13 protein-coding genes are annotated in these 12757 nt (G+C 68.6%); 10 read left to right on the forward strand and 3 right to left on the reverse strand.

Features of this window, described 5'->3' with window-relative positions:
• Window positions 1-32: 32 nt before the first annotated feature.
• Complete coding sequence (locus KK7_RS0101920; RefSeq protein WP_010542959.1) at window positions 33-1427, forward strand: leucyl aminopeptidase family protein; 1395 nt, start codon at window positions 33-35, stop codon at window positions 1425-1427.
• Here KK7_RS0101920 and KK7_RS0101925 read toward each other — a convergent pair.
• Together KK7_RS0101925 and tpiA are read right to left on the reverse strand one after the other, a co-directional pair.
• The gene (locus tag KK7_RS0101925; RefSeq protein WP_010542960.1) at window positions 1405-3402 is read right to left on the reverse strand and encodes a putative bifunctional diguanylate cyclase/phosphodiesterase; all 1998 of its coding nucleotides are present in this window, start codon (window positions 3400-3402) and stop codon (window positions 1405-1407) included. The two genes, KK7_RS0101920 and KK7_RS0101925, sit on opposite strands and share 23 nt — an antisense overlap.
• A gap of 8 nt (window positions 3403-3410) precedes the next feature.
• Entirely contained in the window at window positions 3411-4166 is a 756-nt protein-coding gene (gene tpiA / locus KK7_RS0101930) for a triose-phosphate isomerase (RefSeq protein ID WP_029622644.1), read from the reverse strand.
• 116 nt (window positions 4167-4282) lie between these two features.
• On the opposite strand from tpiA, the gene KK7_RS0101935 reads away from it, so the two are divergent.
• Window positions 4283-6232 (forward strand): peptidylprolyl isomerase, encoded by a 1950-nt coding sequence (locus KK7_RS0101935; protein WP_010542962.1) that lies wholly within the window; start codon window positions 4283-4285, stop codon window positions 6230-6232.
• On the forward strand, window positions 6229-7716 hold the full coding sequence (locus KK7_RS0101940) for an anthranilate synthase component I (RefSeq protein WP_010542963.1): 1488 nt from the start codon (window positions 6229-6231) through the stop codon (window positions 7714-7716). The genes KK7_RS0101935 and KK7_RS0101940 overlap by 4 nt, the downstream gene beginning before the upstream one ends.
• A 22-nt stretch (window positions 7717-7738) precedes the next feature.
• Here the strand turns inward: KK7_RS0101940 and KK7_RS0101945 are convergent, their stop codons facing one another.
• Window positions 7739-8149 (reverse strand): hypothetical protein, encoded by a 411-nt coding sequence (locus tag KK7_RS0101945; protein ID WP_029622646.1) that lies wholly within the window; start codon window positions 8147-8149, stop codon window positions 7739-7741.
• Window positions 8150-8259: 110 nt separating this feature from the next.
• On the opposite strand from KK7_RS0101945, the gene KK7_RS0101950 reads away from it, so the two are divergent.
• The 7 genes from KK7_RS0101950 to KK7_RS0101980 all read left to right on the forward strand — a co-directional run bounded on the left by KK7_RS0101950 (window position 8260) and on the right by KK7_RS0101980 (window position 12754).
• Window positions 8260-8844 carry an anthranilate synthase component II gene (locus KK7_RS0101950; protein WP_010542965.1) on the forward strand — a complete coding sequence of 195 codons (585 nt, stop codon included), beginning with the start codon at window positions 8260-8262 and terminating at the stop codon, window positions 8842-8844.
• A 45-nt stretch (window positions 8845-8889) separates the two neighbouring features.
• Entirely contained in the window at window positions 8890-9297 is a 408-nt protein-coding gene (locus KK7_RS0101955) for a hypothetical protein (RefSeq protein WP_010542966.1), read from the forward strand.
• Window positions 9298-9353: 56 nt separating this feature from the next.
• Window positions 9354-10349 carry an anthranilate phosphoribosyltransferase gene (gene trpD, locus KK7_RS0101960; protein ID WP_010542967.1) on the forward strand — a complete coding sequence of 332 codons (996 nt, stop codon included), beginning with the start codon at window positions 9354-9356 and terminating at the stop codon, window positions 10347-10349.
• Window positions 10346-11116, forward strand: coding sequence for an indole-3-glycerol phosphate synthase TrpC (gene trpC / locus KK7_RS0101965; RefSeq protein ID WP_010542968.1), 771 nt, complete (start codon window positions 10346-10348; stop codon window positions 11114-11116). The genes trpD and trpC overlap by 4 nt, the downstream gene beginning before the upstream one ends.
• Complete coding sequence (gene moaC, locus KK7_RS0101970) at window positions 11113-11586, forward strand: cyclic pyranopterin monophosphate synthase MoaC (RefSeq protein WP_010542969.1); 474 nt, start codon at window positions 11113-11115, stop codon at window positions 11584-11586. Before trpC ends, moaC begins: the two co-directional genes overlap by 4 nt.
• A 77-nt stretch (window positions 11587-11663) precedes the next feature.
• Complete coding sequence (gene cobA / locus KK7_RS0101975; protein ID WP_029622648.1) at window positions 11664-12461, forward strand: uroporphyrinogen-III C-methyltransferase; 798 nt, start codon at window positions 11664-11666, stop codon at window positions 12459-12461.
• The gene (locus tag KK7_RS0101980; protein ID WP_010542971.1) at window positions 12458-12754 is read left to right on the forward strand and encodes a DUF2849 domain-containing protein; all 297 of its coding nucleotides are present in this window, start codon (window positions 12458-12460) and stop codon (window positions 12752-12754) included. The genes cobA and KK7_RS0101980 overlap by 4 nt, the downstream gene beginning before the upstream one ends.
• Window positions 12755-12757 lie beyond the last annotated feature (3 nt).

A 12757-nucleotide genomic window follows, 5' to 3' on the forward strand; every position in this document is an offset into this window, starting at 1 on the left:
GCGCGGGGCATCCCGCGTCTTAGATCAGGCGCATGACGGATCTCAACACGCTCGTTCAGCCCGATCGCGGCCAGGCCGCTCGCACCATCCACATCATCGATGCCAAGGGCTATGACGCCTGGCTCGCGGCCCAGCCGCCGCGCCACCGCGCCGCCGCCGCCGCGCAGAAGCTCAGCGGCTCGGCCTTTTCCAGCGCGATCCTGCCGGGCGACGCGCCCGAGGACTGGTCGGTCGTCTCGGTCGTCGCCAGTGTCGAGAAACTTGGCCCCTGGTGCCTCGCCAAGCTGGCCGAAACGCTCCCCGAGGGCAGCTACCGCGTCGACGGCGTGGAACCCGGCAAGGCAATCTACGGCTGGCTCGTCGCCCAGTACAGGTTCGATCGCTACAAAAAGGCCGATCCCAAGACGCAGGGCCCGCGCGTACTGCTCACCGCCGACCCGGTGAAGATGGAGGAGGCGGTGCGCATGGCCGCCGTCACCTTCAAGCTCCGCGACCGGATCAACACAGGCGCGAATGACATGAGCCCGGCCGATCTGGAAGCCGCCGGTGCCGATCTCGCCAAGGCGTACGGCGCCACCTTCACGGTGGTGAAGGGCGACGAGCTGAAGCAGGGCTATGGCATGCTCCACGCGGTCGGCCAGGCCGCCGGCAAGGGCCGCGAGCCGCGGCTGATCGAGCTAGAATGGGGCAACCCCGAGCATCCGCGCATCGCGATCATCGGCAAGGGCGTGTGCTTCGACAGCGGCGGGCTCGACATCAAGCCCGCCGCCGGCATGCGGCTGATGAAGAAGGACATGGGCGGTGCCGCCCACGCCCTCGCGCTCGCCGAACTGGTGATGCAGAACAAGCTGCCGGTGCGCCTCCACATGCTCGTCCCCGCCGTCGAGAACTCGATCTCGGGCGAGGCGACGCGGCCGGGCGACGTGATGATCTCGCGCAAGGGCATCACCGTCGAGAACAGCAACACCGATGCCGAAGGTCGCCTGATCCTGGGCGACGCGTTGACCAAGGCGGAAGAGAAGAACCCGGAGCTGGTGTTCGACTTCGCGACGCTCACCGGTGCCGCGCGCGTCGCGCTGGGGGCCGACCTCCAGGCGCTGTTCTCGAACGACGATACCCTTGCGGCGGAAATCCTCGCGGCCGGCGAGGAAGAGGCGGACCCGATCTGGCGGATGCCGCTCTACGATCCGTACAAGGATCTGCTGAAGTCCGACGTGGCGGACATGGTCAATGCGGCGGAAGGCCCGTTCGGCGGCGCCATCACCGCAGCCCTGTTCCTCAAGGAATTCGTGCCGGCCAAGGCCCAATGGGCCCATTTCGACATCTTCTGCTGGAACGGCAGCGCCAAGCCGGGCCGGCCCAAGGGCGCCGAGGCGGTCAGCCTGCGCGCCACCTGGAAGGTGCTCAAGGACCGCTACGGCGGATGAGCGCTGCGGCCGCCGGCGGCATCGTGCCGTCGGCGAGCCACAGCTCGACCTCGTCCTTGGCCATCGGGCGTCCGAACAGATAGCCCTGCCCTTCCGCGCAGCCTAGCGCACGCAGCATTTCGGCCGTCTCCAGCGTCTCGATGCCCTCGGCGACGACCGGCATGTCCAGCGTGCCGGCCAGTCCCAGGATCGCCCGCACGATGCGCAACGCCTCGCGATCCTCGGCCAGCGTATCGACGAACGACCGATCGATCTTGATCTTGTCGAACGGCAGCATCCGCAGGTGCTGGATCGACGCATAGCCGGTCCCGAAATCGTCGAGCGCCAGCTGCACGCCCTGGTTTTTCAACGATTCGATCGCGTTCTGCACCTTCTCGGCATCGACGATCAGCGCATTTTCGGTGATCTCCACCGTCAGCCGCTGGGCCGGGAAACCGGTGCGGGCAAGCACGGACAGGATCTTGTGGCTCAGCCAGTCGTCGCGCAGCTGGCCGGGCGAGATGTTGATCGCGATGCTGACCGGTGCCGGCCATTCGCGCATGTCGAGGCAGGCACGATCGAGCAGGTCGAGCATCAGCGTGTTGAGCAAGCCGCATTCCTCGGCGATCGGGATGAACTGGTCCGGGCCGATCTCCGCCCCCTCCCTCCGCCAGCGGGCGAGCAACTCGAATCCGGAAACGCGGCCGGTGCGCAGGTCGACGATCGGCTGGTAGCGCGGGTAGAAACGCCCCTCGTCGAGGGAAGCGCGCATCTCCGCCTCGATCGTCGAGCGGCGGCGGATCTCCGCGTCCATCTGCGCGGCGAAGGCGCAATAGCAGCCACGCCCCGCTTCCTTCGCCTGGTAGAGCGCCACGTCGGCGCGGCGCATCAGGGTGTCGGCGTCGCCCGCATCGTCCGGGAACAGCGCGATGCCGACGCTGGCGCCGATATGATGCATGCGCTCGTCGATCAGGAACGGCCGGGCGACCTCGCGCACGATGGCGTGGGCGATGGCGCGCACCCGGTCCACCTCGCCCTCCGTATAGGGAAGCGAGATGGCGAATTCGTCGCCGCCCAGCCGATAGCTGCGGCCGCTCTCCCCCACCACCCAGCGCAGCCGACCTGCGACCGCACGCAGCAGCTGGTCGCCGATCGGATGGCCGTACACGTCGTTGACCGACTTGAACCGGTCGAGATCGACCAGCATCAGGCCGAAGCGGGCAGGCTCGGCGCGGCGCAGATACTCGGCCAGCGCGCGGCGATTGGGCAGGCCGGTCAGCGGGTCGTGATAGGCGAGCCGGTGCGCGCGCTGCTCGGCCAGCTTGGCGCGGCGTTGGCCTGCGGCCATTTCGGCGCGCGACGCCAGCACCTCCACGAACACCGTGTGGCTTGCGCCGAACATCCGCAGCACCACCGCGGACACCAGGATGATGTTGCCCCCCAGTCCGACCAGGAACCAGTCGCCGGACGCGAGCAGACATGCGACGACCGGATAGGCGCCGCAGCCCATCACCAGCCACGCCGCGATCGGGAAGGTCTGCAAACAATAGCAGCAGGTGATCGCGCCGATGAAGATGTAGAGCGCGATCGAGGTCCGCCGCGCCAGATCGACCTCGAAGAACAGCACCAGCGCCCAGCCGCCATAGGCGAGGCTGAGGATCGCGGCCGCGATGATCGTGCCGTTCAGATATCGCCGGATGCGCCGGAGGCTGGGTACCATATCCCGCCGCCGGCGAAGCCAGAGGAAACTCCGCACCGCCGCCGCCACCCCCAGCAGGGCCGGCGCCACCACGCTGAGTCGCGGCGATACCGACCCGTAGGACGCAAAACCGAGGAACACCGCGTCCAGGAAGACGAGGGTATACATCAGCGGGATCTGCTGCCCCAGCACCCGATATTGTTCGGTCAGGATGGCTCTGTCGAGCTTGGTCCTTCCCGATCGGACGAGGTTGATCCGGTGCAGCATGGAGGCCTTGTAGCGCGAGACCCCCGCCAAGTGGTTAACTACCCAACCGCAATATGCGCTGCCGCCTCAATGATCGGCACGAATTTCTCGGCCGTAAGGCTGGCACCGCCGACCAGGGCCCCGTCGACGTCCTCCACGGCGAGGATCGCGGCGGCATTGGCAGCGCTGACCGAGCCGCCATAGAGGATGCGCATGTCGTTGGCGGAAGCGCCGATCATGCCGCGCAGCTTGGCGCGGATGATCGCGTGCATGGTCGCGATCTCGTCCAGCGTCGGCGTCTTGCCGGTGCCGATCGCCCAGCGCGGCTCATAGGCGATGGTCAGCCAATCGGGCGCGGCACCGTCGGGCAGCGACTTCTCGATCTGCGACTGGACGATGCGCTCGGCGCGGCCGGCATCGTGCTCGGCCTCGGTCTCGCCGCAGCACAGGATCACGCCCAGCCCGTGTCGGCGCGCCGCGGCCGCCTTCGCCCAGGCATGGTGGCTGGTCTCGGACTGGTCGGCACGGCGCTCGGAATGGCCGACGATCACCACCCTTGCGCCGGCCTCCGCCAGCATCTGCGCGGAAACGCAGCCGGTATGCGCGCCGAAATCATTCTCGTGGACATCCTGCGCGCCGATCGTGAAGTCGCCCGCAAGCTCGGCCGCCGCGGCGATCAGCGTGAAGGGCACGCACAACAGCGTATCGACCTGCGGGTGCGCCCGTGCGGCGGCGACGATCGCATCGATCTCCACCAGGTGCGACCGCATCCCGTGCATCTTCCAGTTTCCAGCCACCAGTTTCCGACGCATCATCACTCCCCATCTTGTTTCCGCTCGGGCGATACCGATTGCGCGGCGCGGCACAAGCTTGAAGGTGGACGGACACCGCCCTAAAGCGTGGCCCAAATTCCTCGAACGAACGGCTCTCCATGCTCAACGCCTTCCGGAACTTCACCAAGTCGCGCTACGGCCTGATCATCGTCTTCATCTTCCTGGGCCTGCTCGCGATCGCCTTTGCGGCGAGTGACGTCACCGGCATGCGCCAGGGGATCAGTGGGGCGAACAGCGGCACGCTGGCGACGGTGGGCGGTCAGGACGTGACCGAGCGCGAGGTGCGCGACCGGATCGACCGCATCCTCCGCAACGCCCAGGCCCAGCGCCAGCCGCTGACGATGGCGCAACTGCTGGCGCAGGGCGGGTTCGAGGCCGCGCTGAACGACACGATCAAACAGGCGGCGCTCCATGCCTTCGCCAACCAGAACGGCATGGCTGTCGGCAAGAAGCTGATCGACAGCGAGATCGCGAACAATTCGCAGTTCGCCGGCATGGACGGCAAGTTCAGCCAGGAAACCTTCGAGTCGCTGCTCGCCCAGAACCGGATCAATCCGGCCCAGTTCCGCGACAGCATGACGACGCAGCGCTACGCGGTGTGGCTGGTCGGCCCCGTCGCGCTCCCGGCCCCTGCCCCGGCCGGCGTGGTCACCCCCTATGTCGCGACACTGCTCGAGCGCCGCACCGGCATCGTCGGCTTCGTCCAGTCGCTGGCGATGGATCCCGGCCCCGCGCCAGACGCCAATACGCTTGCCGGCTATTATGCGCAGAACCGCAGCCGCTACATGGTGCCGGAGCGCCGCATCGTCCGCTTCGCCCTTGCCCAGCCCGAGACGTTGAAGGCCCAGGCCACCCCGACCGAGGCCGAGATCGCCGCTGCCTACAAGAAGGACGCCGCCAAATACGCCGCCAGTGAGAAGCGCGGGCTGCAGCTGGTCCAGGCGATCAGCCAGTCCGTCGCGGCCAAGGTCGCAGCGGCTGCCAAGGGCGGTGACCTCGCCGCCGCCGCCAAGGCCGCGGGCCTGGAGGCCCGCACCATCGACGCGGCCGACAAGGCCGGGATCGCCAAGCAGGTTTCCGCGCCGTTCGCCGATGCCGCCTTCGCCGCCCCCGCCACCGGCCTGCAGGGTCCGGTGCAGCTCGGCGGCGCCTGGTTCGTCTACCGCGTGAGCAAGGTCGAGAATATCGCCGCGCGCAGCCTGGACCAGGTCCGTACCGAGCTGGTCGACGAAGTAAGCAAGCGCAAGCTCGCCGCCCTGATGGCCGATCTGCGCCAGTCGATCGAGGATGGCGTCGGCGACGGCGCCACCTTCGAGGAGGCCGCCGCCAAGGCGAAGCTCAGCATCGCCAGCACCTCGGCGCTGACCGCCGCCGGCACCAACCCGGACCAGGCCGACGCCCAGCCCGACGCCACGACCGCGGCGATCATGAAGGCCGGTTTCGGCTTCGAACAGGCCGGCGACGAGCCCCAGGTGATCCCCGTCGGCCAGGACGGCGGCTTCGCGCTCGTCTCGCTGGACAAGATCGTGCCGGCGGCCCCCCGCCCGCTCGCCCAGATCACCGACAAGGTGAAGGCCGACTATCTGCTCGACCAGGCACTCGCCAAGGCGCGCACCGCCGCCACCGCGATGCTGCCCAAGCTGCAGAAGGGCGTGCCGATGGCGCAGGCACTGACCGAAGTGGGCGCCACCAAGGGCGCGCCGCCCAAGCCGTTCGACTTCAAGCGGAGCGAACTGCGCGGCAAGGAGAACTTCATCCAGATGGCGTTCGACATGCCGGCCAAGACCGCCCGCCTTGTCGAGGCACCCAACCGCGCCGGCTATTACGTCGTCTATGTCGACACGATCCAGGCCGGCAATCCGGCGGCCGATCCGCAGGGCCCGCAGATCCTGCAGTCGATCACCCAGGCTCTCGGCCAGCTGAGCGCGCAGGAATATGAGAACCAGTTCGCCGCGTCGGTCGTCAGCGCGCTCAAGGTCCGTCGCAACGAAGCGGCGATCGCCCGGCTGCGGGCCGATCTGCAGCGCCAGGGCGCCGGCGGCCAGTGATCCAGGGCCTCGACGCCGCCCGCGCCGCACTCGCAGCGGGCCGCCCCGCGCTGGTCTGGCGCCAGCAGGTCGCGGATACCGAGACCCCGGTCGCCGCCGCGCTGAAGCTGATCGAGCCCGGCCGGGGCGACTTCCTGCTGGAGTCGGTGGAAGGCGGCTCGGTCCGCGGGCGCCACAGCCTGGTCGGGCTCGCCCCCGATCTGGTGTTCCGCGCAACCGGCGCCGCCTGCGAGCTGAACCGCGACTGGCTGATCGATCGGGACGCCTTCCGAACGCTCGACGTCGATCCGCTGACGGCGCTGCGCGGCCTGGTCGCCGACTGCCGGATGGAGGTGCCGCCGGTCCTCCCCCGCGCGCTGGCCTGCCTTGTCGGCTATTTCAGCTATGAGACGGTGGGCCTGGTCGAGAAACTGCCGCGCCCGCCGCAGAGCCCGGTCGGCGTGCCGGACATGATCTTCGTCCGTCCGACCGTGCTGCTCGTCTTCGATCGCCTGGCCGACACGTTGTTCATCGTCGCCCCCGTCTGGCCGGGCGCCGATCCCCAGGCTGCGGCCGAGCGGATCGATGCCGTTGCCGCACAGCTCGCCAGCGCCAAGCTGCCCGCGCCGGTCCGCGCCGATCCGATCGAACTTCAGCCGACCCCCGTGCTGCCGGAAGGCCGCTACGGCGAGATGGTCGCCGCGGCGAAGGAGTACATCACCGCAGGCGACATCTTCCAGGTGGTGCTGGCGCAGCGCTTCACCGCGCCGTTCCCGCTGCCGCCGTTCGAGCTGTACCGCGCGCTGCGGCGGATCAACCCCTCGCCCTTCCTCTATCATCTCGATCTGCCGGGCTTCGCGCTCACCGGGTCGAGCCCGGAAATCCTCGTCCGTGCCCGCGACGGCGAGATCACCATCCGCCCGATCGCCGGCACCCGGCCCCGCGGCCGCACCGCCGCCGAGGACGAGGCCAACCGCACCTCCCTCCTCGCCGATCCCAAGGAACGCGCCGAGCACCTGATGCTGCTCGACCTGGGCCGCAACGATGTGGGCCGCGCCGCGGCACCCGGCAGCGTCAAGGTGACGGACAGCTATACGGTGGAGTTCTACAGCCACGTGATGCACATCGTGTCGAACGTGGTGGGGCAGCTGCGCAGCGATGCGGACGCCATTGATGCGCTGTTCGCCGGCTTCCCTGCCGGCACGGTCAGCGGTGCGCCGAAGGTGCGTGCCTGCGAGATCATCGCGGAGCTGGAGGCCGAAACGCGCGGCCCCTATGCCGGCGGCGTCGGCTATTTCTCACCCGACGGGTCGATGGACTCGTGCATCGTGCTGCGCACCGCGCTGGTGAAGGACGGGGTGATGCACGTCCAGGCGGGCGCCGGCATCGTGGCCGATTCGGACCCGGCCTATGAGCAGCGCGAATGCGAAGCGAAGTCCGGCGCGCTGTTCGCCGCCGCGCGCGAGGCAATCGCACGTGCAGGCGAGGCGGGCTTCGGCCAATAGGCCGGCCCGCCGATCGCTCCGATCAGGGAACCCGCGACGCCTTCACTTCCCGGTCGAGCTTGTCCTGATACCATTGCTGGAGCATCTGCCGGGTGCAGCCGGTCTGGCCGCCGGTCCCCACCGGCGAGCAGCTGTTGGGCATACCGCGGCTGTTCACCTGCTCCACCACCTCCATGCGGCGGGTCCAGCTGGTCGAGGGCGCATCCTGCTTGGGCTGGTCGCGGAAGCGCTTGGGAATGCGATAGGGCGAGTCGCCGGCATTCGAGCATACGACGATCTCGTCCGGATCGGCCGGCTTGGGGCAGCTTTCCTCGCCATAGAGCAGGATGCTGCGCACCCGCTTGGGAGGCCCCTCGGCGGCGGTCTGGTCCTGGGTCTGCGCAAAGGCCGGGGCGGCGAGCAGGGCGGTGGCAATCATCAAGCGGCTAAGCATCGGATACTCCTGAATTCGGGCAACGTCCCTGCATCGCCCGGGTTGCCGATGCACTGTGGCGACCGCAAGGCCGGATTGTGCAACCGCGCGCGAGCCCCTAGGTCTGCGCCATGATCCTCGTTCTCGACAATTACGACAGCTTCACCTGGAACCTCGTCCACTATCTGATGGATCTCGGCGTCGAGGTGCAGGTGGTCCGCAATGACGCGCTGACCGCGAACGACGCGATCGCCAGCAATGCGCAGGGCTTTCTGATCTCGCCCGGCCCCTGCACGCCGAACGAGGCGGGGATCAGCCTGGATCTGGTCGCCGCCTGCGCCGAACTCGGCAAGCCGCTGCTCGGCGTGTGCCTCGGGCACCAGTCGATCGGCCAGCATTTCGGCGGCAAGGTGGTCCGCGGCGGGCTGATGCACGGCAAGACCTCGCCGGTCTCCCACGACGGCACCGGGCTGTTCGCCGATCTGCCCTCGCCCTTCACCGCGACGCGCTATCATTCCCTGATCGTCACCGACATTCCCGAGAGCCTGGTGGTGAACGCCACCGCCGAGGACGGATCAGTGATGGGCTTCCGCCATGCGTCGCTGCCGATCCACAGCGTGCAGTTCCATCCCGAGAGTATCGCCACCGAACATGGCCACGCCATGCTCGCCAACTTCCTGCGCTTGGCCGGTATCGAGGCGAAGGCAACCGCCTGACCTTCTTCAGCACCGGTTCATCGCAGCTTTGCAAGGATAAGGCCCATGAAGACGATCCTCGCCACCCTGCTCGCCGGTGCCGCGCTGCTCGCCGCACCCGTCGCCAACGCCCAGCGCCACCGCCCCACGCCGGACGAGCGGCTGGCCAAGCTGCTCGCGGGCCGCGTGGCGGGCAAGCCGGTCGATTGCATCAGCTTGAGCATGACCGGCTCCAGCCAGGTCGTCGACGGCAAGGCGATCGTCTACACGGTAGGCAACACGCTCTACGTGAACGAGCCGCGCGGCGGCGCGGACCAGCTCGACGGCAATTCGATCCTGGTGACCAACACCTTCGGCGCGCAGCTGTGCAGCATCGACATCGTTCGGCTGATCGACCGCAACTCCTTCTTCCCGCGGGGCTTCCTCTCGCTGGGTGAATTCGTGCCCTATACCCGCCCGAAAAAGAGCAACTGAGGGCGCCCAAGCAGGATTTGCTCGACAGGCTGGCCGCGCCCCGGAATAGAGGCGGCGTGACCAGCCTCAGCCTGCTTCCCGATCCGTCCTCGCCGCTTGCCCGCGAAACCGCCGCGCAGGCCTTTGCCGATATCCTCGACGGCACCGCGCCCGAGGCGGAGATCGAGGCGTTCCTGATCGCCCTGTCCGATCGCGGCGAGACCAGCATCGAAATCGCCGAGGCTGCCCGCGCGCTCCGTGCCCGGCTGATCCCGGTCACCGCCCCCGAGGGTGCGATCGACGTGTGTGGCACCGGCGGTGACGGCCACCACACCCTCAACGTCTCGACGGCGGTCAGCCTCGTCGTGGCCGCTGCGGGCGTGCCGGTGGCGAAGCACGGCAATCGCGCCGCCTCGTCCAAGGCGGGTGCGGCGGATACGCTGGAGGCACTGGGGCTCAACCTTGATCGCGCCGCCGCGCGGGCCGAGGAGAGCCTGCACGAGATCGGCATCGCCTTCCTCTTCGCCCAGCACCATCATCCCTCGCTCGGCCGCATCGCCCCCATTCGGCGGCGCATCGGGCGGCGTACCATCTTCAACCTGATGGGCCCGCTGGCGAACCCCGCCCATGTCCGTCACCAGCTGATCGGCATCGCCCGCCCCGATTATGCGCCGGTCTATGCCGAGGCGCTGGAGCAGCTCGGTGTCGACGCTGCCGCAATCGTCTCCGGCGAGGACTCGCTCGACGAGCTTTCGACCGAGACGGCGAGCGTGGTTGTCAATGTCGGTCGCGCCAAGCTGCCGACCCGCATCACCCCCGAGGATGCCGGCCTGTCCCGTCATCCGCTCTCCGCCATCCGCGGCGGCGATCCCGCCTACAATGCCCTCGCGCTGCGCCGCCTACTGCAGGGCGAGCCCGGCGCCTATCGCGACGCGGTGCTGCTCAACGCGGCCGCGGCGCTGATGGTCGCAGGCCGCGCCGATGACCTACGGGACGGGGTAGAGGAAGCCGCCGAAATGCTCGACAACGGGCTTGCCAACGCCCTTCTCGACTGCTGGATCGCCTTCGCATGAGTACCATTCTCGACACGATCATCGCCACCAAGCGCACCGAAGTCGCCGCCCGCAAGGCGGCCCCCCGCGCTTGGTCCACGCCCAGCGCGCCGCGCGGGTTCAAGGCGGCGCTCGATGCGCGCGCCGCGGCCGGCAGCTATGGCCTGATCGCCGAGATCAAGAAGGCGAGCCCCTCCAAGGGGCTGATCCGCGCCGATTTCGATCCCCCCGCCCATGCCCGTGCCTATGCCGCCGGGGGAGCGGCCTGCCTCTCGGTGCTGACCGACCGGGACTATTTCCAGGGCGATGAGGACTATCTGGTCGCCGCCCGCGCCGCCTGCGACCTGCCGGTGATCCGCAAGGACTTCCTGATCGACCCTTGGCAGGTCGAGGAATCGCGCGCGATGGGCGCCGACGCGATCCTGATCATCGTCTCGGCGCTCGACGACGGGCAGATGGCCGAGATCGAGGCAGCGGCGATCGAACAGGGCATGGACGCGCTGGTCGAGGTCCACGATGCCGAGGAGCTGGAGCGCGCGCTTAAGCTCAAGTCCCGACTTATCGGGGTTAACAACCGCAATCTCAAGACCTTCGAGGTCGATGTGCAGAAGACGTACGACCTCGTTCGCCACGCGCCGAAGGACTGCACGTTCGTCGCGGAATCCGGCCTCAACAGCCGCGCCGACCTGGATGCGATGGCCGAGCACGACATCCGCTGCTTCCTGATCGGCGAGTCGCTGATGCGGCAGACCGACGTGGAGGCAGCGACGCGCGCGCTGGTCGGATGAGCGGCCTTACCCATCTCGACGAGACCGGCGCGGCGCACATGGTCGATGTCGGCGGGAAGGCGGTCACCGTGCGCGAGGCGGTGGCGCGGGGCCGCATCACCATGTCGGCACAGGCTGCTACCGCGATCCGCGACGGCAGCGTGAAGAAGGGCGACGTGCTCGCCACCGCGCGCATCGCCGGCATCATGGCGGCGAAGAAGACGTCCGAGCTGATTCCGCTCTGCCATCCCCTGCCCCTCACCCGTGTCGCGATCGAGCTGGATCTCGACGACAGCGGCGTCACCGCCACGGCGACCGCCGCGACCGAAGGCAAGACGGGCGTGGAAATGGAGGCGCTCACCGCGGTGTCGGTGACGCTGCTGACGCTGTACGACATGGCCAAGGCGCTGGATAAGAGCATGGTGCTTGGCGACATCCGCCTGCTGGCCAAGACCGGCGGCAAATCGGGCGACTGGCACGCCAAGGGCTGATCGCCCATAGTTTCCCTACCCCTAGGCCAAACGATCCTCCATTGCTCCGCCGCCGGCATCGGGCCATGTGCGGCACCATGGCATCGCTACTCGATCCCCTATCGCGCGGCCGCGTGATCCTCGTCGGCGCCGGTCCTGGTGACCCCGGCCTCCTCACCATTCGTGCCGTCGAGGCACTGAAGATCTGCGACGTGCTGGTGCATGACGGGCTGGTCGACGATCGCGTGCTCGATCTTGCGCCCCAGGCACACCGCATCTCGGTCGCCAAGCGCCGTTCCAAGCACACGCTGCCGCAGGAGTCGATCAACGCGCTGATCGTCGCGCATGTGAAAACCGGCGCGGTCGTCGTTCGCCTCAAGGGCGGCGACCCGTTCATCTTCGGCCGCGGCGGCGAGGAAGTGGAAGCCGTGCGCGCGGCCGGGCTGCCCGTGGAAGTGATCCCCGGCGTTTCCGCCGCACTGGGTGCTGCCGCCGAGGCGATGCTGCCGCTCACCCATCGCGACTGGTCGAGCGCGGTCAGCTTCGTCGCCGGCCAATGCAAGGGGCTGACCGACCAGGACTGGTCGGGTCTCGCCGGCAAGGGCCGCACGCTGGTGATCTACATGGGCGTCGCTACCGCCTCGGCGATCGCCGACAAGCTGATGGCCGATGGCGTCGCACCCGACATGCCCGTCGCGGTGCTGGAACGCGCCACGCTGGAAGGCCACCGCGCGCTGCGCACGCTGCTCGCGGACCTGGGCCCGATGGTCGAGCAGGAGGACGTGAAGAGCCCGGCGATCATCGTCGTGGGCGAAGTGGTGCTGCTGGCCGATGCGCAGGATCGGTTGTCCCGCTGGGCGCGCACGGCCGAGATTTTGGGGGAAGAACAGGCATGAAGCTGTTGACAGGAAACGATCTTCCCACCGGCGACGTGGTCTGGTGGACCGGCGAAGGCTGGTCGCGCCATGTCGCCGAGGCGGTCGACGTGGGCGACAAGGGCGACCTGATCGCCGCGACCGAAGTCGCCGCGCGCCGCGTCAACGTGCCCTATGTGATCGACGCCGAGGCGACCCCCGAAGGGCCGCGCCCTGCGCACATCAAGGACCGCATCCGCGCGCTCGGCCCCACCGTCCGCGCGGACCTGACCCTCAAGCCCGCCGACCCGCAGGCCGGAAGCTGGGTGATCTGAGCC

This window comes from Sphingomonas elodea ATCC 31461 (genome assembly GCF_000226955.1).
Lineage (GTDB): Bacteria > Pseudomonadota > Alphaproteobacteria > Sphingomonadales > Sphingomonadaceae > Sphingomonas > Sphingomonas elodea.